The organism is Arthrobacter sp. yr096, assembly GCF_900108925.1.
In the GTDB taxonomy this organism is placed as follows: domain Bacteria; phylum Actinomycetota; class Actinomycetes; order Actinomycetales; family Micrococcaceae; genus Arthrobacter.
The window spans coordinates 1-23,933 of record NZ_FNYI01000006.1; the positions used below are offsets into that span (position 1 = coordinate 1).

Annotated in this window: 22 protein-coding genes; 16 read left to right on the plus strand and 6 right to left on the minus strand. The window is 63.3% G+C overall.

Annotated elements, in window-relative coordinates; genetic code table 11:
* On the minus strand, positions 1 to 704 hold a 704-nt coding region (pdxS, locus tag BMY91_RS15580; protein ID WP_256212850.1), incomplete at its 3' end, for a pyridoxal 5'-phosphate synthase lyase subunit PdxS.
* A 218-nt stretch (positions 705 to 922) separates the two neighbouring features.
* Positions 923 to 1,603, minus strand: a complete 681-nt coding sequence (locus BMY91_RS15585; RefSeq protein ID WP_090823526.1) for a GntR family transcriptional regulator — start codon at positions 1,601 to 1,603, stop codon at positions 923 to 925.
* 119 nt (positions 1,604 to 1,722) lie between these two features.
* Between BMY91_RS15585 and purU the strand changes: the two genes are divergently transcribed.
* The 10 genes from purU to BMY91_RS23170 all read left to right on the plus strand — a co-directional run bounded on the left by purU (position 1,723) and on the right by BMY91_RS23170 (position 15,412).
* Positions 1,723 to 2,637 (plus strand): formyltetrahydrofolate deformylase, encoded by a 915-nt coding sequence (gene purU, locus BMY91_RS15590; protein WP_090823528.1) that lies wholly within the window; start codon positions 1,723 to 1,725, stop codon positions 2,635 to 2,637.
* Between the two features lie 56 nt (positions 2,638 to 2,693).
* Complete coding sequence (locus tag BMY91_RS15595) at positions 2,694 to 5,186, plus strand: GcvT family protein (RefSeq protein WP_090823530.1); 2,493 nt, start codon at positions 2,694 to 2,696, stop codon at positions 5,184 to 5,186.
* Between the two features lie 3 nt (positions 5,187 to 5,189).
* A complete protein-coding gene (locus BMY91_RS15600; RefSeq protein WP_090823532.1) occupies positions 5,190 to 5,816 on the plus strand; it encodes a cyclodeaminase/cyclohydrolase family protein in 627 nt (208 codons plus the stop codon).
* Positions 5,817 to 5,830: 14 nt separating this feature from the next.
* Positions 5,831 to 6,715 (plus strand): bifunctional 5,10-methylenetetrahydrofolate dehydrogenase/5,10-methenyltetrahydrofolate cyclohydrolase, encoded by an 885-nt coding sequence (locus tag BMY91_RS15605; protein WP_090824049.1) that lies wholly within the window; start codon positions 5,831 to 5,833, stop codon positions 6,713 to 6,715.
* Between the two features lie 10 nt (positions 6,716 to 6,725).
* On the plus strand, positions 6,726 to 9,044 hold the full coding sequence (locus BMY91_RS15610; protein ID WP_090823535.1) for an FdhF/YdeP family oxidoreductase: 2,319 nt from the start codon (positions 6,726 to 6,728) through the stop codon (positions 9,042 to 9,044).
* A gap of 187 nt (positions 9,045 to 9,231) precedes the next feature.
* Positions 9,232 to 10,449, plus strand: coding sequence for a formaldehyde dehydrogenase, glutathione-independent (gene fdhA / locus BMY91_RS15615; RefSeq protein ID WP_090824051.1), 1,218 nt, complete (start codon positions 9,232 to 9,234; stop codon positions 10,447 to 10,449).
* A gap of 104 nt (positions 10,450 to 10,553) precedes the next feature.
* Positions 10,554 to 11,780 (plus strand): molybdopterin molybdotransferase MoeA, encoded by a 1,227-nt coding sequence (locus BMY91_RS15620; RefSeq protein ID WP_090823537.1) that lies wholly within the window; start codon positions 10,554 to 10,556, stop codon positions 11,778 to 11,780.
* Between the two features lie 129 nt (positions 11,781 to 11,909).
* Positions 11,910 to 12,716: an IclR family transcriptional regulator gene (locus BMY91_RS15625; protein WP_090823539.1), complete on the plus strand. Its 807-nt coding sequence runs from the start codon at positions 11,910 to 11,912 to the stop codon at positions 12,714 to 12,716.
* 460 nt (positions 12,717 to 13,176) lie between these two features.
* Positions 13,177 to 15,198, plus strand: coding sequence for a BCCT family transporter (locus tag BMY91_RS15635; RefSeq protein ID WP_254780003.1), 2,022 nt, complete (start codon positions 13,177 to 13,179; stop codon positions 15,196 to 15,198).
* A 40-nt stretch (positions 15,199 to 15,238) separates the two neighbouring features.
* A complete protein-coding gene (locus tag BMY91_RS23170; RefSeq protein WP_175538792.1) occupies positions 15,239 to 15,412 on the plus strand; it encodes a hypothetical protein in 174 nt (57 codons plus the stop codon).
* A 93-nt stretch (positions 15,413 to 15,505) separates the two neighbouring features.
* Here the strand turns inward: BMY91_RS23170 and BMY91_RS15640 are convergent, their stop codons facing one another.
* Positions 15,506 to 16,186, minus strand: a complete 681-nt coding sequence (locus tag BMY91_RS15640; protein ID WP_090823545.1) for a fasciclin domain-containing protein — start codon at positions 16,184 to 16,186, stop codon at positions 15,506 to 15,508.
* Between the two features lie 335 nt (positions 16,187 to 16,521).
* Here BMY91_RS15640 and BMY91_RS15650 point away from each other — a divergent pair, with 335 nt between their 5' ends.
* Positions 16,522 to 17,094 carry a GNAT family N-acetyltransferase gene (locus BMY91_RS15650; RefSeq protein ID WP_090823547.1) on the plus strand — a complete coding sequence of 191 codons (573 nt, stop codon included), beginning with the start codon at positions 16,522 to 16,524 and terminating at the stop codon, positions 17,092 to 17,094.
* Here the strand turns inward: BMY91_RS15650 and BMY91_RS15655 are convergent.
* Positions 17,087 to 17,857, minus strand: a complete 771-nt coding sequence (locus BMY91_RS15655) for an IclR family transcriptional regulator (protein WP_090823549.1) — start codon at positions 17,855 to 17,857, stop codon at positions 17,087 to 17,089. The two genes, BMY91_RS15650 and BMY91_RS15655, sit on opposite strands and share 8 nt — an antisense overlap.
* 170 nt (positions 17,858 to 18,027) lie before the next feature.
* Here BMY91_RS15655 and BMY91_RS15660 point away from each other — a divergent pair, with 170 nt between their 5' ends.
* Genes BMY91_RS15660 through BMY91_RS15670 form a run of 3 tightly spaced genes read left to right on the plus strand, consistent with a single transcriptional unit; the run spans position 18,028 to position 20,685 of the window.
* Positions 18,028 to 18,744: a CoA transferase subunit A gene (locus BMY91_RS15660; RefSeq protein WP_090823551.1), complete on the plus strand. Its 717-nt coding sequence runs from the start codon at positions 18,028 to 18,030 to the stop codon at positions 18,742 to 18,744.
* 19 nt (positions 18,745 to 18,763) lie between these two features.
* Positions 18,764 to 19,474: a CoA transferase subunit B gene (locus BMY91_RS15665; protein ID WP_090823552.1), complete on the plus strand. Its 711-nt coding sequence runs from the start codon at positions 18,764 to 18,766 to the stop codon at positions 19,472 to 19,474.
* Positions 19,471 to 20,685 (plus strand): acetyl-CoA acetyltransferase, encoded by a 1,215-nt coding sequence (locus BMY91_RS15670; RefSeq protein WP_090823553.1) that lies wholly within the window; start codon positions 19,471 to 19,473, stop codon positions 20,683 to 20,685. The genes BMY91_RS15665 and BMY91_RS15670 overlap by 4 nt, the downstream gene beginning before the upstream one ends.
* Here BMY91_RS15670 and BMY91_RS15675 read toward each other — a convergent pair whose 3' ends face one another.
* A complete protein-coding gene (locus BMY91_RS15675) occupies positions 20,686 to 21,408 on the minus strand; it encodes an ankyrin repeat domain-containing protein (protein WP_090823556.1) in 723 nt (240 codons plus the stop codon).
* 9 nt (positions 21,409 to 21,417) lie between these two features.
* Positions 21,418 to 21,990 carry a GlcG/HbpS family heme-binding protein gene (locus BMY91_RS15680; RefSeq protein WP_175538791.1) on the minus strand — a complete coding sequence of 191 codons (573 nt, stop codon included), beginning with the start codon at positions 21,988 to 21,990 and terminating at the stop codon, positions 21,418 to 21,420.
* 160 nt (positions 21,991 to 22,150) lie between these two features.
* Between BMY91_RS15680 and BMY91_RS15685 the strand changes: the two genes are divergently transcribed.
* Positions 22,151 to 23,308 carry a sensor histidine kinase gene (locus BMY91_RS15685; protein WP_090823558.1) on the plus strand — a complete coding sequence of 386 codons (1,158 nt, stop codon included), beginning with the start codon at positions 22,151 to 22,153 and terminating at the stop codon, positions 23,306 to 23,308.
* Entirely contained in the window at positions 23,305 to 23,931 is a 627-nt protein-coding gene (locus tag BMY91_RS15690; RefSeq protein WP_090823559.1) for a response regulator, read from the plus strand. The genes BMY91_RS15685 and BMY91_RS15690 overlap by 4 nt, the downstream gene beginning before the upstream one ends.
* Positions 23,932 to 23,933: the final 2 nt, after the last annotated feature.

Genomic DNA, 23,933 nt, shown 5'->3' on the forward strand with positions numbered 1-23,933 from the left:
CGCTGGGCGGGGTTGCCGGACTTGAAGATACCGGAGCCAACGAACACGCCGTCGGCGCCGAGCTGCATCATCATCGCAGCATCAGCCGGGGTAGCAATACCGCCGGCGGTGAACAGGACCACGGGGAGCTTGCCCGTGGCGGCAACTTCCTTGACCAGCTCGTACGGGGCCTGCAGTTCCTTGGCCGCAACATACAGCTCGTCCTCGGGCAGGGCAGACAGCTTGGCGATCTCGGCACGGATCTGGCGCATGTGACCGGTGGCGTTGGAAACATCACCGGTGCCGGCCTCGCCCTTGGAACGGATCATCGCCGCGCCCTCGTTGATGCGGCGCAACGCCTCACCAAGGTTGGTGGCACCACACACGAACGGAACGGTGAAGTTCCACTTGTCGATGTGGTTGATGTAGTCGGCCGGGGTCAGGACCTCGGACTCGTCGATGTAGTCAACACCGAGGGACTGCAGAACCTGGGCCTCGACGAAGTGGCCGATGCGGGCCTTGGCCATCACCGGGATGGACACGGCGGCAATGATCGCATCGATCATGTCGGGATCGGACATGCGGGACACGCCACCCTGGGCGCGGATATCAGCCGGGACACGCTCGAGCGCCATGACGGCGACGGCACCGGCGTCCTCAGCGATGCGGGCCTGCTCGACGTTAACGACGTCCATGATGACGCCGCCCTTGAGCATCTCCGCCATGCCCCGCTTAACGCGGCTGCTGCCCGTCAGTGGGATGTGTTCAAAAAGGAGGGGTCTTTTAGGCACGTGATACTCCAAGGGCTGAAGGCTGTGATGGCATCCCAACCTCCCGGATGCAGAGGCGTCCGCGGAAGGAGCCATGCCTGATATCCGGGTGATATATTAGATGGAATCATCAGTATGCAGCCGCCGAAGCATCCAGTCAACGGCGCAGTGCACTACGCCGCGAACAGTGCCTGCCGGACAGCGTGCTCAAAGCCACTGACATGTGTGCGCGCAAGATCGGCAGCCTTTTCTTCGTCTCCGTCAATGACGGCCCGCAGCAAGTCGAGGTGCTCGCGCACGTGGTGCTCAAGATCGGGCAGCCGGTCCAGGACCATGCACCAGATGCGTGTCGCCAGGTTGTCGTAGCGGATCAGGACGTCTTCGAGGTGCGGGTTCGCCGCCGCTGCATAGATGCCCTGATGAACACTGGCGTCGAGCCGCAAGGTTTCAACCACAGAGGCCGCGCTGACATCAAAGTCCTCCACCGCGCGCATCACTTCCCGCAGGTGTTCCTTGGTAGAGGCGGAAGCAACCCGCGCCGCGCGTGCGGCAGCCAAGGGTTCCAGCTGGGCGCGAATCTCTGAAATAAACGCCAGATCCGTAACTTCAACCCGCGTGGCAAACGTCCCGCGCCGCGGGTAGGTGATCACCAGGCGGTCCAGCTCAAGCCTCTTCAGGGCTTCCCGCACCGGGGTTCGCCCGATCTCCAGCTCCTTGGCCAGCTGATCGTCATTGAGAAGATCGCCGGGCTTGATCTCCAGCATCAGCAGCCGGTCGCGAAGGCGCTCATAGGCAATGTCAGCCAGGGATTTCTTCGCGGCATCGCCGATGGTTGCCAGAGTTCCAAAAGCCACAGTGCCAGCCCCTTCTTCACATCCAAAAAATCTATTGACCTGCCTCAGCCACCAGTATACGCTGAATTCAATCCTAATATATCAGTTCAGGACCCAGGAATATATCTAAAGGAGGAGACATGACCCTCGTGGCAACAGACTCAACGGTAAGCACACTGCCGAAGCCCGAATTGCTCAAAGAAGAGCAAGCACAGAAGTTCGTACTCACATTGTCGTGCGTCGAACGCGCCGGGATTGTTCAGGCAGTCACCACCTTCCTTTACGAGCGCGGTTTCAATATTGAAGAGCACCAGCAGTTCGACGACGGCCTCCGCCAGACGCTGCACCTGCGGACCGCTTTCTCCGGGCCGCTGTCCTACTCACCGGAGAGGCTCGAAGAGGAGTTCGGCGCGATTGCCGAACGCTTCGAGATGAAGTTCAGCTTCCATGACAAGACCAAGAAGCGGGTCCTTGTGATGGTGTCCAAGTTCGGGCACTGCCTCAACGACCTCATCTTCCGCTGGCGGGGCGGCAGCCTCGGCGGCGACCTCGTGGTGGTTGCCTCCAACCATGAGACGCACCGCGCCATGGCAGAAGCCGCCGGCCTGCCTTTCGTCTACATTCCCGTCACCCCGGACACCAAGGCAGATGCCGAGCAGCAGCTCTTGGACCTGGTGGAGGAGTACAACGTGGACCTCGTAGTGCTCGCACGCTACATGCAGGTGCTCTCGGACGACCTCTGCCGTTCCCTTGAAGGACGCGCCATCAACATCCACCACTCCTTCCTCCCGGGGTTCAAGGGCGCCCGCCCCTACCACCAGGCCTATGACCGCGGTGTGAAGCTGGTTGGCGCAACCGCCCATTACGTCACCGCGGACCTGGACGAGGGCCCGATCATTGAGCAGGAAGTCATCCGCGTGGATCACAGCTACGGCCCCACCACCCTCTCAACCGTGGGCCAGGATGCCGAAGCCCTGGCGTTGTCCCGCGCCGTCAGGTGGCACTGCGAGCACCGTGTGCTGCTGGACCAAACCAGCACAGTGGTTTTCCGCTAAAAGCAGCACCAGAACACCAGCAGACTCACCCCCTAACTTCAGCAGGAGAATTCCCCATGGCATCCACGCCTCGCATTGTCATCATCGGAGCTGGGATTGTTGGCACTAACCTCGCCGACGAACTGGTCACCCGCGGTTGGAACAACATCACCGTCCTGGACCAAGGACCCCTGAACATGCCCGGTGGCTCAACGTCCCACGCGCCGGGCCTGGTTTTCCAAACCAACCCTTCCAAGTCCATGGCGCTCTTCGCCAAGTACACCGTGGAAAAGCTGCTGTCCCTGACAGAGGACGGCCAGAGCTGCTTCAACCAGGTGGGCGGACTGGAAGTTGCCACCACGGAAACCCGACTGGCTGACTTGAAGCGCAAGCTCGGCTACGCGCAGGCCTGGGGCATCGACGGCAAGATCCTCTCCCGCGAGGAATGCAAGGAGCTCTACCCCCTGATCAATGAGGAAGACATCCTGGGTGGCCTGCACGTCCCCACCGATGGCCTGGCGCTTGCAGCCCGTGCCGTCCAGCTGTTGATCAAGCGGACCGAAGCCGCCGGAGTGAAGTACATCGGCAACACCGAAGTGACCGGAATTGAGCAGTCAAACCGCCGCGTGACCGGCGTCGAAACCGCCGACGGCGTGATCCCCGCGGACATCGTGGTTTCCTGCGCCGGATTCTGGGGTGCAAAGGTAGGCGAGTTGATCGGGATGTCCGTTCCGCTGCTCCCGCTGGCACACCAGTACGTCAAGACCACTCCCGTGCCGGCACAGAAGGGCAAGAACGAGCTTCCCAACGGCGCCCAGCTGCCCATCCTGCGCCACCAGGACCAGGACCTCTACTACCGCGAACATGGCGAGCGCTACGGCATTGGTTCCTACGCGCACCGCCCCATGCCCGTGGACCTTGATGAGCTGGGGAGCTATGAGCCCAGCAGCATCACCGAACACAATATGCCCTCCCGCCTGGACTTCACGTTGGAAGATTTCCTTCCCGCGTGGGAAGCGACCAAGCAGATCCTGCCGGCACTCCGCGAAAGCGAAATCGAGGATGGCTTCAACGGCATCTTCTCCTTCACCCCGGACGGCGGCTCGCTGGTGGGCGAATCCAAGGAAGTGGACGGCTTCTTCGTGGCCGAGGCCGTGTGGGTCACCCACTCCGCCGGCATTGCCCGCGCCGTTGCCGAGCTGCTGACCACCGGCAAGTCACAGATCGATCTTGGCGACTGCGACATCCACCGCTTCGAAGAGGTCCAGCTGACCCCCGAATATGTCAGCGAAACCTCCCAGCAGAACTTCGTGGAAATCTACGATGTGATGCACCCGCTCCAGCCCAAGCTCTCTCCCCGCAACCTCCGCGTCAGCCCCTTCCACGCACGTCACAAGCAGTTGGGCGGCTACTTTCTGGAAGGCGCCGGCTGGGAACGCCCGTACTGGTTTGAAGCCAACGCTGAACTCCTCAAGGAAATGCCGGACGACTGGCAGCCGCCGGCCCGTGATGCCTGGTCCGGAATGTTCAGCTCCCCCATCGCGGCAGCCGAGGCGTGGAAGACCCGCACAGCTGTTGCGATGTACGACATGACTCCGCTGAAGCGCCTGGAGGTTTCCGGCCCGGGGGCACTGAAGTTGCTGCAGGAACTGACCACCGGTGATATGTCCAAGAAGCCCGGCGCTGTGACCTACACGCTCCTCCTGGACGAGGCCGGTGGCATCCGAAGCGACATCACCGTGGCCCGCCTCAGCGAAGACACCTTCCAGCTCGGAGCCAACGGCAACATTGATACTGCCTACTTTGAACGTGCCGCCCGGCAGCAAACCGCCAATGGCGACGCCGGCGACTGGGTGCAGGTCCGTGACACCACCGGCGGCACCTGCTGCATCGGTTTGTGGGGTCCCCTGGCCCGCGACCTCATCAGCACGGTCAGCAGCGATGACTTCAGCAATGACGGCCTGAAGTACTTCCGTTCCAAGAAGGTCACCATCGGCGGCGTTACCGTCACGGCCATGCGCCTGTCCTACGTGGGCGAACTCGGTTGGGAGCTCTACACCAGCGCTGACAACGGGCAGCGACTCTGGGACGCCCTGTGGAAGGCCGGCCAGCCGTTCGGCGTCATCGCCGCAGGCCGCGCTGCGTTCAGCTCGCTGCGTCTGGAGAAGGGCTACCGTTCCTGGGGCACGGACATGACCACCGAGCACGATCCGTACGAAGCCGGCGTCGGGTTTGCCGTGAAGATGACCAAGGAGAACTTCGTCGGTAAGGCCGCTTTGGAAGGCCGCACCGAAGAAGGCTCCGCGCGTCGCCTGCGCTGCTTGACGGTGGACGACGGCAGGAGCCTCGTGCTGGGCAAGGAACCGGTGTTCTACAAGGACCAGGCGGTTGGTTATGTCACCAGCGCCGCCTACGGCTACTCGGTCCGCAAACCGATCGCCTACGCTTACCTGCCCTCCGCAGTATCACTGGGCGACTCCGTGGAAATCGAGTACTTCGGACGCCGCATCCAGGCGACCGTCACCGAAGATCCGCTGTACGACCCCACCATGAGCCGACTCCGGGGCTAACCCATGATCAGTTCAGAAACCATCAGTGATTACCTCTCCAGGCTTGCTTCACGTCAGCCCACCCCCGGCGGTGGCGCGGCAGCGGCACTGCATGCCGCCCAAGGTGCTGCCTTGGTGGGCATGGTGGCCAGGTACACCACCGGCGCAAAGTACGAGGAGCACGCCGCCCTGGTCACCCGGATCACCAGCGCCGCCGACCACTTGATCGTCGAGGCACTGCGTCTCGCGGATGCCGACGAACACGCTTTCCAGTCCGTCATCGATTCCTACAAGCTCCCCTCGGAAACCGACGAACTCAAAGCCGCAAAAACAGCAGCCATCCAGGAGGCCCTGGTCCAGGCGGCCCATACTCCAGCGCAGCTGATCAAGGTTGCCGGTGAGGTGGTGGACCTTGCCACCGAACTTTTTGATGTGGCCAACCCCAACGTCATCAGCGACGTCGCAGCTGCCGCCGATGCAGCCCGCGCAGCCGCCACCACGGCCCGGGTGAACATCGACATCAACGTGGTCGCCCTCAAGCAGGGCGAAGCCCGTTCCCGCCTGGCGGAACAGACGGACGGGATTGAGGACAAGGTGGTCCTGGCGGCTGATTCCCTGGTGAAACTCGTCCGCGAAAGGATCCTCGCATGACCGCTGCAGTGCGCGTGAACACCGAAGTCCTTTCCGGCAAGCCCCTCGCTGCCCTCATTCAGCAGCGGGCCAACGAGGAAACCACCCTGCTGGATGACCAGGGCATCCGGCCGGTGCTCGCAGTGGTTGTTGCCACGGCCGACGAATCCACGCACTGGTACGTTCGGTCCATTGAGCGAGCGGCCGGACGTGCCGGGATCGGGTGCAGGATCATCGATCTTGGCCACGACGCCACCGAACAAGTGCTGGCCAATGTCCTGGAGGACCTCAGTGCGGAGCCATCCGTCCACGGCATCATCCTCCAGACTCCCCTGCCCGCCGCCGTTGCCGCTGACAGGTTGGTGGGCCTCATCGCTCCGGAAAAGGACATCGACGGCGCCAATCCCCTCAGCCTGGGCCGCTTGGCTGTGGGGCAGCCCGCCTTCGCCCCCGCCACTGCGCAGGCTGTGGTGGAACTGTTGGACCACTTCCAGATCCCGGTCGCAGGACGCAACGTGGCCGTCGTCGGGCGTTCCGCTGTGGTGGGCAAGCCGCTGTCCCTGCTGCTCCTCGCGAGGGATGCCACTGTTACTGTCTGCCATTCCAAATCCGGACCGCTGGAACGCTACACCCGGCCGGCCGACGTCGTGGTTGTCGCAGCCGGGCGGACCGGGCTGCTGAAAGGCAGCCACGTCTCACCGGAGGCGGTAGTGATCGACGTCGGAACGAACGTGCTGCCCGACGGCACCTTGGTGGGGGACGTTGACGAAGCCAGCGTCACCGGAGTGGCGGCCGGGTTGAGTCCTGTCCCGGGAGGCGTAGGATCAGTCACCACTGCGCTCCTGCTGCTGCACACCGTGGAAGCCGCCCGGCAGCAATCCCGAACCACGCTGATCACAGCTTCCACGTCCCGGATCTGAAGGGGTTCCCATGCATTCCAAAGCTCCACGCGAGAACATTGACGAGTCAAAGCTGACCGTCACCAAACCCAAAACCAAGGCCGTAGGCATCCCCGCTGTTGCCAACGCCCTGAAAATTTCGCTGGAACAGATGGGACCGCTGCGAAGCGTCCAAACCCTCTTGGCCGTGAATCAGCTGGACGGGTTCGACTGCATGGGATGCGCCTGGCCCGAGCATGAAAAGCGCAACGCGGCAGAGTTCTGCGAGAACGGCGCCAAGGCAGTGGCCGAGGAGGCTACCCGCCGCCGCGTCACGCCGGAATTCTTCGCCCAGCATTCCATTGACGAGCTCAAAACCCGCGATGACTTCTGGCTCGGCCAGCAAGGCCGACTCACCCACCCGATGTTCCTGGACGAAGGCGCTTCCCACTACAGGGCTATTGACTGGGACGAGGCCTATGACCTTATGGCCGAGGAACTGCGGGGCCTGGAAAACCCCGATCAAGCAGTTTTCTACACTTCCGGCCGGACCTCCAATGAAGCAGCGTTCGTCTACCAGCTGTTGGTTCGCGGCCTGGGTACCAACAACCTCCCGGACTGTTCCAACATGTGCCACGAGTCCTCCGGCTCAGCCCTGGTGGAAACCATCGGCATCGGCAAAGGGTCCGTTAGCCTGACCGACCTGGAAACGGCATCGCTGATTTTCGTGGCCGGCCAGAACCCCGGCACCAACCACCCGCGCATGCTCAGCGCCTTGGAAAAGGCGAAGAAGAACGGCGCGATCATCGTGTCCGTCAATCCTCTTCCTGAAGCCGGGCTCCTGCACTTTGAAAACCCACAGCATGTGGCGGGCATGATCCAAGGGACCCAGCTGACGGACGAGTTCCTGCAGATCAGGGCCGGCGGAGATCAGGCTCTCTTCCAAGGCCTGGGCAAGTACCTTCTTGAGGCCGAAGCTGATGGCCGGAACACGCCAGGCCTGAAAACTGTCTTGGACCATGACTTCATCAACAACCACACGGTAGGTATTGATGACTACCTGCGCTACCTGGAGAAGGTGGAGTGGGATGACATCGTGGAGGCAACCGGCCTGACCCTGGAGCAGCTCCACTCGACGGGTGAGCGTCTGCTCGCCTCCAGTGCCACCATCGTGTGCTGGGCCATGGGACTGACCCAGCACAAGCATTCCGTACCCACCCTCCGCGATGTGGTCAATGTTCTGCTGCTACAAGGCAACATCGGCAAGCCCGGCGCCGGCGTCTGCCCTGTGCGCGGTCACTCCAATGTCCAGGGCGACCGCACCATGGGCATCTTCGAAAAGATGCCGGAGACGTTCCATGACCGGTTGGACCAGGAATTCGAGTTCCGCTCTCCCCGTGAGCACGGCTTTGACACCGTGGCGGCCATCCGCGCCATGCGGGACGGGAAAGTCCGTTTCTTCATGGGCATGGGCGGCAACTTCGTCCGGGCCGCTCCTGACTCCGACGTGACCGAACTGGCCCTGGCCAACACCAGGTTGAGCGTCCAGATCTCCACCAAACTGAACCACTCTCACCTGTCCACGGGTCGCCGGGCGCTGATCCTGCCCACCCTCGGACGCACCGAGAAGGACACCCAGCGCACAGGCGATCAGCGGGTCACCGTGGAAGACTCCATGAGCGCCGTCCACGCATCACGGGGACGCCTCAAACCCGCAAGCGAACACCTCCACTCCGAAGTGGCGATCGTCTGCAACCTTGCACACCGCCTGTTCACCGATGGCCACAGCCGCCTGCCCAACACGCCCCAGGCTGCCTGGCTGGCCATGAGGGACGACTACACCCTGATCCGGAAGCATATTGAGGCCGTCTTCGATGGTTTTGAGGACTTCGAAGCACGAATCCAGCATCCGGGCGGCTTTGTGCTGCCCCACCCGCCGCGCGACGCCAGGAAGTTCCACACCGCCTCCGGGAAAGCACACTTCACGGGCAACGAACTGGAATTCATCAAGATCCCGCCGGGCCGCTTGGTCCTGCAAACCCTGCGCTCACATGACCAGTACAACACCACCATCTACGGCAAAGACGACCGCTACCGCGGCATCCACGGTGGCCGGCGCGTGGTGCTCATCAACGCTGACGACATCACCGAGCTGGGATTTTCCGACGGCGACATGGTCCACCTGATTTCCGAGTTCCACGGCGTTGATCGCAAGGCTGAGGACTTCCGCATCGTCTCGTACTCGACGCCCAAGGGGTGCGCCGCCGCGTACTACCCGGAAACCAACGTCCTGGTGCCGTTGGACTCCGTGGCCGATACCAGTGGAACGCCCACCTCGAAGTCGGTGATCATCCGGCTGGAGAAAGCCTAGATCCAGAACAGATTTTCCACCCGTCAGTTTTTACCCGTCAGTTTTTTACCCGTCAGTTTTTACCCGTCCAGTGGTTCGTAATTGGTGCTTCGGTGCCTGAAACCTGGGGAGGTATTTCCTCATCGAAGCACCGCTTTCGGATCATTGGGCAGCATTTTCAGTAACAGCCAAAGAATAGGGAGTGACCATGTCAGGAAACAGAGCAGTCGCCTACAAGGAACCCGGTGTCGTTGAGATCATCGACACTGACTACCCAACGTTTGAGCTCAAAGACGGACCGGGCGTCAACCCTGCCAATGTCGGACGGAAGGTGCCGCATGGCGCGATCCTCCGCACAGTGACCACCAACATCTGCGGTTCGGACCAGCACATGGTCCGCGGCCGCACCACAGCTCCGAAGGACCTGGTCCTCGGCCACGAGATCACCGGCGAAGTGGTGGAGGTGGGACCCGACGTCGAGTTCATCAAGGTAGGTGACATCGTCTCGGTCCCGTTCAACATCTCCTGTGGCCGCTGCCGGAACTGTAAAGAGCAGAAGACGGGCATCTGCCTCAACGTCAACCCGGACCGCCCCGGCAGCGCCTACGGTTACGTTGACATGGGAGGCTGGGTGGGCGGCCAGGCCGAGTTCGTACTGGTCCCCTACGCCGACTGGAACCTGCTGCGCTTCCCGGACCGCGATCAGGCACTGGAAAAGATCATGGACTTGACCATGCTCTCGGACATTTTCCCCACCGGTTTCCACGGCGCCGTCACTGCCGGCGTGGGCGTGGGCTCCACGGTTTACGTCGCAGGTGCCGGGCCCGTGGGTCTCGCCGCCGCCGTGGGCGCACAGCTGCTTGGCGCCGCCGTCGTGATTGTGGGCGACATGAACGAGGACCGGCTGGCACAGGCGCGTTCCTTCGGCTGCGAAACCGTCAACGTGTCCAACGGTGATCCCAAGGAACAAATCGCACAGATCCTGGGAGTTCCGGAAGTGGATTGCGGCGTGGACGCTGTTGGCTTCGAAGCCCGCGGTCACGGCAAGGATGCCTCCCACGAAGCACCTGCCACCGTGCTGAACTCCCTCATGGACATCACTGCCGCCGGCGGGTCCCTGGGCATCCCGGGTCTCTACGTCACCGGCGATCCGGGTGGAATCGACGAGGCAGCCAAGCACGGCTCCCTCTCGCTCTCCCTGGGCACCGGCTGGGCCAAGTCCTTGTCCTTCACCACCGGGCAGTGCCCTGTAATGAAGTACAACCGTCAGCTGATGATGGCCATCCTCCACGACAAGGTACAGATCGCCAAGGCCGTCAACGCCAAGGCCATCCCCCTCGAGGACGCTCCGCGCGGCTACGCCGAATTCGACGCCGGCGCCGCAACAAAGTTCGTACTGAACCCCAACGGCTACGTGAAGGCCTAGTTCATTACACACAACTGATACCGGGGACTGCGCGGCAAGAATTACGGGAAGGCCGTGCAGTTCCCGGTATCTGCATCACACCTCACTTCAGGAAGCGGGCATCAATGCTTGCACAAGCAACGTGCACAAAGGCTCTCACCTGGGCCGATGCGCGGCAATTGGCTTACGACTGTGCCACGCCGCTCCCGTCCTTGTCGGTTAGCCTCGGCGACGCGATCGGGCGCACCTTGACCGGCCCGGTCACCTCCCATCAGGACCTGCCGCATTACGCGTCCTCAGCCATGGACGGCTGGGCTGTTAACGGTACTGGCGACGGCACCGGACCCTGGATCCTGACGACATCCGGCATGCCGCTCGCTGAGGGTCAAGCGAGCGTGATCGCCACCGGAGGGCTCGTCCCACGTGGCGCCACGGCAGTCCTGCGCAAGGAAAGTGGGTTCGTCTCCGGGGACGGATATCTTTCGCTTGGGCCCGATTCAAGGCCCGGCGAGTTGTCCCCTGGCCGGCATATCCGCCCCGCCGGAGAGGAAGCATCCGCCGGCGAACTGCTGGTTCCCGCCGGAACGGTCCTCAATCCTGCCCATATTGCCCTCGCCGCCGTGGCGGGGCACGACCACCTGCTGGTACAGCGCAAGCCACGTGTCGGCGTCGTACTGACCGGATCGGAAGTGGTGACCTCCGGCGAGCCTGCGGCGGGAAAGGTCCGCGACGCGTTCGGGCCGCAATTGGACGCCGTCATTTCGCAATTGGGCGGCGAACCCGCCGGCCAGCTCCGGATTGGCGATTCATACACTGAGTGGCTGTCCGCGCTCACAGAAGTCGACCACGGCCAAAGCCCCGACGTCACCATCACCACTGGTGGGACAGGTAAATCCGGGACCGACCACTTCCGCGACGCCGTTGCCGCACTCGGCGGCCGGCTCCTGGTGGACGGGATCGCCATGCGTCCGGGCCACCCCGCGGTCCTGGCCGAACTCCCGGACGGACACTTCATCATCGGACTGCCGGGAAATCCACTGGCCGCCATGATGGCCCTCATGACCTTGGGCGAACCACTGCTGACGGCATTGGGAAACCGGCCGCTCCGGAAAGCCGGCATGGTGACCTCCGGGGCGGACATTGATCCGGACCCAGGCCGCACACGGCTTGTGCCCTGCGTGGTCATCCACCGTCTCGCCCTCCCTGCCACCCACACGGGTCCGGGGATGATGCGGGGTCTTGCCGGGGCAGACGGGTACATGGCTGTTCCCCCGGAAGGTGTAGCAGCCGGCGCGTCTGTGCCTGTGCTGCCGCTGCCGTGGACAGCAGGAAGAGCCGCCATCAGCGCCTGAATCAGGTGGTTTCCCATGGTGTGAAAGGGTCCGTGCAAAACTCCGTCTAGGATGTGGAAAGACGAAGGTGCAGGCCGGGCAGGGCTACCAGCCCGGGGCCGCCTGCCTGGACAACGGACACGAGGCACCATGGCCGCACGCAACAACCCTGACATCGACAAGGACGCAGACGCCCAAGGCGGAGGCGTCCAGTCAGTGGACCGTGCCCTCCAGATCCTGGAAATCCTGGCCCGGGAAGGCGATGCCGGCGTGAGCGACATCGCCGAGGAGATGGGCGTCCACAAATCCACCGTGTCCCGGTTGGTGGGATCCTTGGTCAACCGTGAACTGGTCCGGCAGAACAGTGAACGGGGCAAGTACCAGCTGGGCTTTGGGATCCTCCGCTTGGCCTCATCCATCCCCGGCAGGTTGAGCGTTGTCCATGAGGCACGGCAAGTCCTGGAGGCGCTGGCCGCCGAGTACAAGGAAACAGTGAACCTTGCCGTGCTGCGGTCCAACTATGCCGTCAACGTGGACCAGGCCATGGGACCTTCAACACTGGCCACTTACGACTGGGTGGGTAGCCTGACGCCGCTGCATGCCACCTCCAGCGGCAAGGTTCTTCTTGCAGCACTGACCGCTGACGAAAGAAGCCAGGTCTTCAAGGCAGTGGGCCTGCCCGCGCGAACGCCACGGACCGTGACCAACCGCGGAGAATTGGAAAAGCAGTTGTTGGACGTTGCCCGCAACGGGTACGCCACAGTCCACGAAGAGTTTGAAATCGGGCTCACCGCCGTTGCCGTGCCCATCTTCAACCACGAGGGAAGCGTCATTGCCGCCGTGAGTATTTCCGGCCCCGCGTTCCGCTTTGCGCCCGAGGACCAGCCAAAACTCATCGACGGCCTCCGCGAGGCCGGCCTGACCATCAGCGCGAGGATGGGCTACAGGCGCCGGTAGCGTCACCGCGCGTCAGCCATACCTCAGCACTTGCCGGGCGACACTCGCCAGTGTGACCTCGCTGCCTCTAGGCAGCCAAATTGACGCGCCATTCGCAACGTACCCCATGATACGCAACATTTCCCTTCCAGCCAATTGATATATCAATCTGCTGTTAAAGAGCGCAAATCCCTTGACTTTGGGTGTGACGGAGAGCACTCTGTTGCATAGCGCGGATGTTGTTGATTCCTGCGGAACACGCCTTGAGAGCATGGACCGTCGATCCAACCGCCCCCGTCCAACGAACCAGAAGAGGTACATCATCGCTATCGCCTGCCCGCTCCGTGACCGCGTACTCGGGGAGGCACCACGGCCCGCCATGACCATCGGATCGGAGGAAGACCCAACCTTCCCACCCAATCCATTCACCAAAGCCTCGTAGAAATGCAGGCTCATGACACGCCGAGCAAAGGACCCGCTCATGGCTATAAACAGTGAAACAAAACCGCTGACACCTGAGGAATTACCTGCCAACGATCACGTAGCAGATTCCCCGGCTGCAGCCAGCCCCGCCCGCAGGGAAACGTCTGAAGAAGTCATCAGCGTCTCCCCCGACGAAGTCAATCTGGCAGCCCTCAACGCTGAGGATGGAGGCGCCGAGACCCTTCCCGATTCTGAAGAATACGCAGAGATCATGGAAGAGTTGCGCCACGCCAAGACCGAGCAGGCCGTTTCGGCCCGCCGGAACCGCAAACTTACCTTGGACAAAGTTACCTTCGGGATCACAGGCGCCATCGCCGTCGCCTTTGTGGTCTGGGGCTTCGTCGGAAGGGACAGCCTTTCTGAAACGTCCAAGGGCGCCCTGAACTGGGTCATGGAATACACAGGCTGGCTGTTCATGGTCCTCGCCTCATTGTTCGTGGTCTTTGTTCTGTGGCTTGCCCTTGGCAAGTTCGGCAACATCCCGCTGGGCAAGGACGGCGAGAAGCCCGAGTTCCGCACCGTCTCCTGGGTGGCCATGATGTTCGCCGCGGGCATGGGCATCGGGCTCATGTTCTACGGCGTCGCCGAACCGCTGTATCACTACATCTCGCCTCCCCCGGGCACTGTGGACGGCCGCACCCCCGCTGCCATCCAGACGGCCATGGCCACCTCCATCTTCCACTGGACCCTTCACCCCTGGGCCATGTACGCAGTGGTGGGCATTGCCATGGCGTATGGCACCTACCGCCTGGGCCGCAAGCAGCTGGTTTCCGCGGCCTTCACCTCGCTCTTTGGCATCCGCATGGTGGAAGGGCCGCTGGGTAAGTTCATCAATATCCTGGCCATCTTCGCCACGCTCTTCGGAACTGCCGCCTCGTTGGGCCTCGGCGCCCTCCAGATCGGCAGCGGCATGACGTCCAACGGCTGGCTGGGTGAGATCGGCACCCCCGTGCTGGTGGTCATCGTAGCGATCCTGACCTTCTGCTTCGTGGCATCAGCTGTTTCCGGCATCAGCCGCGGCATCCAGTGGCTGTCCAACATCAACATGGTGTTGGCCGTTGTCCTGGCCCTCATTGTGTTCGTAGCCGGGCCCACCCTGTTCATCCTCAATCTGATCCCCTCGGCTGTGGGTGACTACGCCCGTGACTTGGCTGAAATGTCCTCACGGACCGAAGCCGTGGGAGATGACTCACTGCGCAGCTGGATGACCAGCTGGACCATCTTCTACTGGGCCTGGTGGATCTCCTGGACGCCCTTCGTAGGAATGTTCATCGCCCGCATCAGCCGTGGCCGCACCATCCGCCAGTTCGTCACCGGCGTCCTGCTGGTGCCCAGCGTGGTCAGTGTCATCTGGTTCGGCATCTTCGGCGGAGCCGCCTTCCACGTTCAGCAAGAAGCAGACAAGGCCGGAACTCCAGGACTCGTGACCATGGTGGACGGTGCACCCTCCATCAACTTCGATGGCGCCCTCTTCGACCTGATCAAGAACCTGGGCATGCCTGGCTGGGCTACAGCGGCCGTCATTGTGCTTGCCATGGTCCTGGTGGCGATCTTCTTCGTCACCGGTGCCGACGCAGCCTCCATCGTGATGGGATCCCTCAGCTCCAACGGTGCCGAGCACCCGCGTCGAGGTGTGGTCATTTTCTGGGGAAGCCTCACCGGCGCAGTAGCAGCTGTCATGCTGCTTGCCGGCGGCGATAAACCTTCGGAAGCCTTGTCCGGCCTGCAACGAGTGACAATCGTGGCTGCCCTGCCCTTTGTGATCGTCATGCTGTTGCTCTGTTTCGCCTTGGTCAAGGACCTTCGCCGCGATCCCCTGCAATTGCACAAACGACTGGCCACCTCAGTGGTGGAACGGGCCATTCGCACAGGCGTCGAGCAACACGGCGGCGTTCAGTTCGATCTGGTCACCAAGCACGACTGCGCTGAGAAATGCCAGGACTCGGACTGTCCTGGCGGTACACACACCGGGACCATTCCGTTGGTGGGAAACCCCCAGCCGGAGTCCCGGGACAAGTAACCCGGCTGTCGGCCGATTCCCCCACACAGAAAGTTTCACCATGCCCAACTTCTCTGACCAGGACACGCTCCGTGTCACCACCCAAGCCACCGAGGACGCCACGCTCACCTTGGAAGCATCCAAGCCCGTGACTCTCCGGATCGAAGTGGACCGTTGCCCCTGCGGCTCTGACCACCGGACTGGTTCCTACGTCGACAGCGACTTCAGCCGCTAACGGGAGCACCCACAACACAACAAAGCAGGCGCCGGATTCCGGTGCCTGCTTTGTTATTGCTGCTTTGTTGTTGGTACCGCTGAAGGCTAAGGCCTATTTGGGCATCAGCACCGAGTCGATCAGGTAAACCGTGGCGTTGGCGGTCTTGACGCCACCGCAGATCACGTTGGAAGCTCCGTCAACCGTGAGGGCATCCTTGGTGCCACCAACGGTCACTTCGCCACCCTGAACAGTCTTGTGGGTGCCGACGATCTGGTCCGGGGTCAGCTGGCCGGGGACTACGTGGTAGGTGAGAATCTTGCTCAGCAGGGCATCGTCCGTCTTGAGCGTCTCGATTGTTGCGGGGTCGATCTTGGCGAAGGCATCGTCAACCGGTGCGAACACCGTGAATTCGCTGCCGTTCAGGGTGGAAACAAGGTCAACCTTGGGGTTGAGCTTTCCCGAAACAGCGGCGGTCAGGGTCTTGAGCAGCGGGTTGTTCGATGCTGCTACGGCTACCGGATCCAGGGCCATGCCGGCTACCGAACCGGCACCGTCCGGAACCTGTGCGGCGTAACCGGCGCAGCCGGGGCCCACGAGGTTGGCGGCCGGATCCATGGCGGCGCTGCTCATGGCGGAGGAGGACGGCGACGGTGCCGCAGACGACGGTGCCGCGGAGGAGGGTGCGGCAGACGAAGATGAGGGTGTGCTTGAGCCACCACAAGCCGTGAGTCCGAGAAGGGCGGCTGCAGTGAGGCCAACGAAGGCGAGGGCGGGGCGCTTTGTGGACAACATGTCATTCTCCTTGTTTTTGGAACCAGGGCGTTGGATCCATTGGGTGGTGGGACACGGTCTGCAAGTGCGGCTTTTGCTTCACCAGCGGTTTGTGTCTCACCAGCTATTCGGAGGATGGGACGGGGTGGATGGGTGCGGATTGAAGAAGTTTTTTTAAACCTTCGACGCCGGCACTCACCAGACGCTCATAGCCGCGGTCAAAGTGATGGTCGTCAACCAGGAACGCGTAATGCTGCATCTGGATGGGTAGCCGATCCGTGCGGGGCTGAAGCCCGACCCGGTCATCACGTCCGCAGGTCTGGCGGACTGGTGGAGGCCGATGGCAGGATGGGCGGATGGCTATCGAGGTTCGCCCCGCGACGGTGTTCGATGATGTGAAAACCATGGTGGGCCCCAAGAACCCGGACTCGAATGTGTGCTGGTGCCTGAGTTACCGGATTCCGTCCAAGTTGAACCAGGAACTCCAGAAGCAGGAACGCGGAAAGTTCGTGAAGAAGCTGGTGGCAGAGGACCCTCCGCCAGGTGTTGTGGCCTACGACGGCGATGAAGTGGTGGGCTGGGCGGCGGTCCACCCGCGCGCGGACACCACTTTTGCGAAGAATCGTAAGATCCCGCACGTGGATGAAATCAATGTTTGGTCCGTGTGGTGCATTCGGGTGCGACCGGGGCATCGGGGCAAGGGCATTTCCCATGAACTGCTGCGGGGGGCCATCGACTTCGCCAAGAGCAATGGAGCACCGGCCATTGAGGGTTACCCGGTGGACAACAAGGGCGGCAAAGTGGACCTGACCATGGCCTACGTCGGGACGCGAAGGCTCTTTGAGAAGGCGGGCTTCAAGAAAGTGGCCCAAACGACGTCCGTCCTCAACGGCTTCCCAAGGGTGCTGATGCGTCTGGACCTCAGCTAGCTCCCTGCAGCCTCGCCGTCATCCGGTGCGCTTCCTCCAGCAACAGCCTGCCCAGGAATTCCTGACGGTCCGGGCGGAATCTGGGTTCAATTCCTGTCAGGGAGAGAGCCCACGCGGGCCGTCCCTGTTGGTCGAAGACGGCGGCGCCCATCCCCCAGCTTCCCTCAAGGATCAGCCCGGGATTGACGGAGTAACCAGTGAGCCGGGTCTGTTCCAGATTTCCCCGCACCACCTCTGCAGGATGTCCCACGGCGAACTCTCCGGCATGCGCAGGCCAGTCCCCCAACAGGAATTCCTGTTCTTCGGGAGGCAGGAAAGCCATGATGGCAGTTCCTGCCGAAGCCACGCCCAGCGGGAAGCGCACACCCTCGTGCAGCACGAAGGACCGCACCGGGAATGAGCCTTCTTCGCGCAGGACACACACGGTTTCATTTCCCCGCCGGATCGAGAAGAACGCGCTCTCCCCTGTCTCGGCGGCCAGCCGCCGCAGGGACGGGCGGGCAATGTCTTCCATGGGAAAGCGGGCCGCCGCCACCGATCCCAGCAGGAAAATCTCCGGGCCCAGCACCCATTTGCCGGAGCCCGAGTCATGTTCCAGCAGTCCTTCAGCAGCCAACGATGTCAGCAGCCGGTGCACGGTGGGCCTGGTCAGTCCGGATTCACGCACCAACCCCGCCAGAGACGTCCCTTCGGGCTTCCGACCCACCAGCCGCAACAGCAGGGCAACACGGCCCACCACCTGGGCTCCCTGTACTGCCACCATGCCTCCCTGGAAATTTCATCCACAATATGGACAGCATTCAGCCTATCGTCCACACAGTGAGTCTCCAAGAGATCCGGGCATTGACCACCGCCGGCCAGAATCCTAGGCTCCAACACAGAGGTAAAAAGTCCACAAAGTGGATACACGGCAAACTCAAAGAGGAGTCCAGAATGTCCATCATCCACGCGAGCGCAACCCAAGCGCTCCACGGCCTCATGGCAGACGGCTTGACCATCGCCGTCGGGGGCTTTGGCCTCAGCGGCATCCCCGCAGATCTGATCGACGCAGTCCGGGAGTCGGGCGCCAAGGACCTCACCATCGTCTCGAACAACATGGGCGTGGACGGCAAGGGCCTGGGCGTGCTGATCGAGGCAGGCCAGGTCCGGAAGGTCATCGCGTCCTACGTTGGCGAGAACAAGCTCTTCGCCGAGCAGTACCTGGCCGGTCTGCTGGAGGTGGAGTTCACTCCGCAGGGCACGCTGGCCGAACGCCTCCGCGCAGGCGGCGCCGGCATCCCTGCCTTCTACACGCGGACGGGTGTGGGCACTTTGGTTGCCGAAGGCAAGCCGCTGGAAGAGTTCGACGGCGTGACGTACGTCCGCGAGCGCGCCATCACCGCCGACGTCGCCCTGGTCCATGCCCACACCGCCGATACCGACGGCAACCTGATCTACCGCCACACCGCACGGAACTTCAACCCCGTGGTGGCTACTGCAGGCGCAGTGACCATCGCCGAGGCCGAGGTCATTGTGCAGCCGGGCGAGCTGGACCCCAACCACATCGTCACCCCGGGCGTGTACGTGCAGCGGCTGGTGCAGGCGACCGCCCGGGTCAAGGACATTGAACAGCGCACCGTCCGGCAGCGCACTGAAGCACTCACGGTCTGAAGCAAAGGAGCACATCACCATGGCATGGACACGTGACAACATGGCCGCTATCGCGGCCGAAGAACTGAACGACGGCGACTACGTCAACCTGGGCATCGGCATCCCCACGCTGGTGGCCAATAACCTGCCTGACGGCGTCCGGGTGGTCCTCCAGAGCGAGAACGGCCTGCTGGGCATGGGCCCGTTCCCGTTTGAGGGCGAGGAAGACGCGGACCTTATCAACGCGGGCAAGCAGACCGTTACCATCACTCCCGGCGGGAGCATTTTCGACTCCGCTACCTCGTTCGGCATGATCCGCGGCGGGCACGTGAAGGTGGCCATCCTGGGTGCCATGCAGGTGTCCGGCTCCGGGGACCTGGCCAACTGGACCATCCCCGGCAAGATGGTCAAAGGCATGGGCGGGGCCATGGATTTGGTGGCCGGGACACCGCGGGTGGTGGTCCTCACCGAGCACAACGCCAAGGATGGTTCGGCCAAGATCGTCACCGAATGCACGCTCCCGCTCACGGGGCTCAACTGCGTGGACCGCATCATCACGGACCTGGCCGTTTTCGACATCGTTCCGGAAACGGAAGACCACGACGACGGCACCCGCTTGGTGCTGACCCGTCTCGCCCCGGGCGTCACGGTGGAAGAGATCCGCGAAAAGACGGAGGCGGAGTTCACAGTCGCGCTCGACGCCCGCTCACCGGAAGCCGATGCACACACCCTCGAAGGAGCACACGCATGAGCCTGAAAGACCAGTTCGGCAAAGACATCCTGCTCACTGGATGGGGCCACAGCAAGTTCGGCAAACTGACCGATGACACACTGGAGTCCTTGATCGTCCAGGTTGCCGGGGAGGCCATCAGCAACTCCGGGCTGGACCCCAAGGACATCGACGAGATCTACCTGGGCCAGTTCAACTCCGGCATGCAGCCTCTGGGCTTCACGTCGTCCTTGGCCCTCCAGCTCTCGGCAGACTTGGCCAACGTTCCTGCCACCCGCACGGAGAACGCCTGCGCCTCGGGTTCAGCCGCGTTTCAACAGGGAGTCAAAGCAGTGCTCGCCGGCACGGCCCGGAACGTCTTGGTGATCGGCGCTGAGAAGATGACCGACGCCGGTGCTGACGTTGTGGGGGCAGCCCTGCTCGGCGCTTCCTACGAGATGGCCGGCAAGGCGTCTTCCACCGGATTCACGGGCCTGTTCGCAGAGGTGGCAAAGCATTACGGCAAGCGTTACGGCGCCGACATCGCCGGGCCAGGCTTCGAGGCCGGCCTGGGTGACGTCCTCGGTTCCATCGCCGCCAAGAACCACCGCAACGGCATGGACAATCCGTACGCCCAGATGCACCGGGACTTCGGTGTTGAGTTCTGCCGGACCATTTCGGACAAGAACCCCATGGTGGCCGAACCCCTGCGCCGCACAGACTGTTCGCCGGTCTCGGACGGTGCGGCCGCCGTCGTGCTCTCAACCTCGGCTACCGGGGGCGCAACAGCACCAGTGCGTCTTGCCGGCTTTGGCCACGCCAACGATTTCTTCCCGGCAGAGAAGCGCGATCCCACCGAGTTCGCCGCCACCAGGGCGTCCTGGGAGCGCGCCTTCGCCATGGCGGGCGTCGGCATTGAAGGCTTGGACTTCGCCGAGGTGCACGACTGCTTCACCATCGCAGAACTCATCATGTATGAGGCCATGGGCCTGACACCCCGCGGCGAAGGCTCGCGCGCCATCCAGGAAGGGTGGGTCTTCAAGGATGGCAAGCTGCCCATCAATGTCTCCGGCGGCCTGAAGGCGAAAGGCCATCCGGTGGGCGCCACGGGTGTGTCGCAGCACGTCATCGCCGCGATGCAGCTCAGCGGCACGGCCGGGGACATGCAGTTGCCCAACGCCCGCCGCGGCGCCGTCCAAAACATGGGCGGCGTGGGCATCGCCAACTACGTGAGCGTGCTGGAAGCGCTGTAGCTAACGGGACCGGATCAGGGCCGTGATCTCCGTAAACCCGAGCCGCTCTGCGTTCTGCAGGGCGGTTCGGCCTTGGGGGTCGCGAATATCCGGGTTGGCTCCCGCTGCGAGAAGCTGCCGGACCACGTCCTGCTGATTCGGCCCGCCATTGTTAAGCAGGATGGCTTCCTGCATGGCGGTCCAGCCCAGGTTGTTCACGTGGTCCACGGGCACACCCGCGGCAATCAGGATCCGCACGGTGTCTGTGTGCCCGTGTTCGCTCGCCGGGATCAGGGCCGTGCCGCCGTACCGGTTGATGCTGCGTACGTCCGCCCCGGCGTCCAGGGTCAGTTGAAGAACCTCGTTGAAGCCCTCAGCCCCCGCGTACAGGAAAGCGGAGTCCTGGATATCGTCCTTGGCGTTGACGTTGCCGCCGGCCACGATCAGTTCGCGCACCTTCGCAACATCGTTGGCTTTGGCGGCGAGGATCAGGAGTCGGTCGGTTTCCATCTGGGCCTCCGGTGAGAGTTTGGGCGGCGCTGAGATTTGGGACGGCGCTGAGATTTGGGGCGGCACAGCGGACGACGACGGGACGGGACTTACGCTCGACGGCGCAGCCGGGCTGGAAAGTGGGGAAGCCGCCGTCGTGCCGTTCTGCCTTGGAGCCGCGGCCGGCGCGCAGCCGGCCACGAACCCGGCGACCAGAATCGCCGCTCCCAAGGCCAAGCCGCGCGCGTTCCGCATGTTCACAGGCTACTTCGCAGCCGCAGCCAAGGCATCCGCGCCGGCGGTGGCGCAGGCCTCGTCCAGGGCACCGTCTGGAGCGCCGCCGACGCCGATGCCCGCCACCGATACACCGTTGACCTTCAGCGGGACACCGCCAGCCAGGAAGAGGGTGCCGGGGAGGTCGGCGATGGACGGGCCGTTGCCGTTGATGCGCTTGGCGAGCTCGCTGGTGGGGGCGCCGAATGCAGCTGCCGTATAGGCCTTCTGCTTGGCGGCCTCGATGGTGTGCTCGGCGGCGTTGTCACCACGGAGGAGGGCCTGGACAGTGCCGAAACGATCCACCAGGGCAACGGTGACAAACGGCAGCTTGTCAGCCTGGCACTTTGCGAGCGCAGCGTTGACGGCCTTGCTGGAAGCACCCACGGTGATGCGGTTCTGTGCCACCACGTTTTCCGGGGCGGGCTGGACGTCTGCGGGAGCCTTGGCGGGGGCGGCAACCGGTGCTGCAGGTGCCACGGCGTTGGCCACGGCCGTGATTCCGCCGGTGAGCAACAGTGCTCCGGTGGCGGCGGCGGCAATCATTTTGTTGGACTTCTTCACGGAGTTCTCCTCGTAGTAAGCATCGGGTACAACTCCATGCTTCCGAAAAGCCGCCCATGGCCACATCGGCCTGAAGCAGACCACGGCCTCATCCCTTCCGCCGGCTGTATCAGCCAAAAGGTGGAGAGACCAGCAACCGTGCGGCATCTAGCATGGAGAGATGCCCCTTGCCCTTCCACGGACTGCGCCCAGCGGCCGGATCGATGGCCGGATCGACGCCGTGGTGCACCTTGGTTTCGCCGTGCTCATGGTGGCATCGGCCGTCCGGTACGTCATGCGCCACTCCCCCGCAGACAACCTGTGGACGGTGGCCCTGGCAGCCGCAGTGTGTGCGCTGTACGCCGTCACCGCTGTCTTGGCGCATCGACGCGCAGCCCAACGGCGTCCCCTGTGGATCCCCTGGATGGCCGCCCTGGTGGTTGCGTGGGCCGCACTGGTGATCGTCGCCCCGAGCTTCGCGTGGTGTTCCTTCGCCATTTTCTTCCTGACGCGCACAGCCTTCCGCGGATGGGCCGGCTACGTTGCCGGGGGCGCGACGGCGGCCGCAACCGCCGTCGGGCTCTTCCGCATGAGTGACTGGACGGACGTGGCCATGCTGCTCGGACCGCTTGCGGCGGGCGCCCTGCTTACCCTCATCTACGACAAAATCGAGCGCGACCAGGAGCGGCTCGCCGCCAGCGAACGGGCGGCCGGGATCGCCACGGAACGCGAGCGCGTTTCCCGTGAAATCCACGACACCGTCACGCAAGGCCTCGCCAGCAGCCTGCTCCTCCTGGAAGCCGCCCAGCGATCCTGGCCCGCCAAGGCCGCGCAGGACGATGTTCGGCATGCCACCGACCTCTTGCGTCGGAACCTGGCCGACACCCGCAGCCTGGTGCATGAGCTCTCGGCACCAGGGCTCGAGTCCGGACCCCTTCCTGAAGCCCTGGAACACGCAGCACGCCAGCACGTGGACAGCATCCGTGTCCAGGTCACCGGCGAGGCACGCCAGCTCCCGCCCGAGGTCCGGCATACCCTGCTCCGCGTCACCCAGAGCGCCGCGGCCAACATCAACCTCCACGCCCATGCAGACCATGCCAGCGTGACCTTGGGGTACCTTCCGGACGCCGTCACCTTGGACGTGTTCGACGACGGCCGCGGCTTTGATCCCGGAGCGGTACCTCCGCCGTCGGAGGCCGGGGGTTACGGGCTGCGGGCCATGCGGCAGCGCGTGGAGCAGTTAGGCGGAGAATTGTCGGTAGAGAGCTCACCCGGCGAGGGCACCATCATCGCGGCCCAGCTCCCGCTGCCCGTGGATCCATCCAAGGAGGGCTTGTGACCACCATTTCCGTGCTGCTCGTCGATGACCACACTGTGGTGCGTAGCGGACTCAAGGCGCTGCTGGGCACCCAAGCCGATATCGCCGTCGTCGGTGAAGCCGCGTCCGGCGAGGAAGCGCTGCAGGCGGCCCAAGAGCATCAGCCAGCGGTCATCCTGATGGACTTGGCGATGGGCGCGGGGATGGATGGCATCGAGGCGATCCAGAAGCTGCGCCAGCGCACCCCCCAGCAAGCAATCATCGTGTTCACCACGTATGACTCCGATGCGGACATCGTCCGCGCCGTGGACGCCGGTGCGATGGGCTATTTGCTCAAGGACGCCGCCCCAGGGGAGATCTTCGCGGCCGTCCGCGGGGCAGTGCAGGGGAAGAGCGTGATGAGCGCACCGGTGGCCTCGCGGTTGTTCCAACAATTGCGGAACCCGGACGAGATCCTCACCCCGCGCGAAGCCGAGTTGCTCAGCCTGCTGACGCAAGGCCTCAGCAACCGTGACCTCGGGAAACGCCTGTTCATTTCGGAGGCAACCGTCAAAACCCACCTCGCCCACATCTACGCCAAGCTCGGGGTGGAAACACGTGCGGCGGCCATTGCAACAGCCATCCGGCGCGAGGGGATGCGGTAAGG

Excerpts from the sequence above, each read along its gene's own strand:
- BMY91_RS15685 (WP_090823558.1), top strand. The coding sequence starts at position 22,151 with ATGCCCCTTGCCCTTCCACGGACTGCGCCCAGCGGCCGGATCGATGGC.
- BMY91_RS15625 (WP_090823539.1), top strand. The coding sequence starts at position 11,910 with ATGGCCGCACGCAACAACCCTGACATCGACAAGGACGCAGACGCCCAA.
- BMY91_RS15665 (WP_090823552.1), top strand. The coding sequence starts at position 18,764 with ATGGCATGGACACGTGACAACATGGCCGCTATCGCGGCCGAAGAACTG.
- BMY91_RS15655 (WP_090823549.1), bottom strand. The coding sequence starts at position 17,857 with ATGGTGGCAGTACAGGGAGCCCAGGTGGTGGGCCGTGTTGCCCTGCTG.
- BMY91_RS15660 (WP_090823551.1), top strand. The coding sequence starts at position 18,028 with ATGTCCATCATCCACGCGAGCGCAACCCAAGCGCTCCACGGCCTCATG.
- BMY91_RS15620 (WP_090823537.1), top strand. The coding sequence starts at position 10,554 with ATGCTTGCACAAGCAACGTGCACAAAGGCTCTCACCTGGGCCGATGCG.
- BMY91_RS15595 (WP_090823530.1), top strand. The coding sequence starts at position 2,694 with ATGGCATCCACGCCTCGCATTGTCATCATCGGAGCTGGGATTGTTGGC.
- BMY91_RS15675 (WP_090823556.1), bottom strand. The coding sequence starts at position 21,408 with ATGCGGAACGCGCGCGGCTTGGCCTTGGGAGCGGCGATTCTGGTCGCC.
- BMY91_RS15640 (WP_090823545.1), bottom strand. The coding sequence starts at position 16,186 with ATGTTGTCCACAAAGCGCCCCGCCCTCGCCTTCGTTGGCCTCACTGCA.
- fdhA (WP_090824051.1), top strand. The coding sequence starts at position 9,232 with ATGTCAGGAAACAGAGCAGTCGCCTACAAGGAACCCGGTGTCGTTGAG.
- BMY91_RS15670 (WP_090823553.1), top strand. The coding sequence starts at position 19,471 with ATGAGCCTGAAAGACCAGTTCGGCAAAGACATCCTGCTCACTGGATGG.
- purU (WP_090823528.1), top strand. The coding sequence starts at position 1,723 with ATGACCCTCGTGGCAACAGACTCAACGGTAAGCACACTGCCGAAGCCC.
- BMY91_RS15600 (WP_090823532.1), top strand. The coding sequence starts at position 5,190 with ATGATCAGTTCAGAAACCATCAGTGATTACCTCTCCAGGCTTGCTTCA.
- BMY91_RS23170 (WP_175538792.1), top strand. The coding sequence starts at position 15,239 with ATGCCCAACTTCTCTGACCAGGACACGCTCCGTGTCACCACCCAAGCC.
- BMY91_RS15635 (WP_254780003.1), top strand. The coding sequence starts at position 13,177 with ATGGCTATAAACAGTGAAACAAAACCGCTGACACCTGAGGAATTACCT.
- BMY91_RS15650 (WP_090823547.1), top strand. The coding sequence starts at position 16,522 with ATGGCTATCGAGGTTCGCCCCGCGACGGTGTTCGATGATGTGAAAACC.
- BMY91_RS15610 (WP_090823535.1), top strand. The coding sequence starts at position 6,726 with ATGCATTCCAAAGCTCCACGCGAGAACATTGACGAGTCAAAGCTGACC.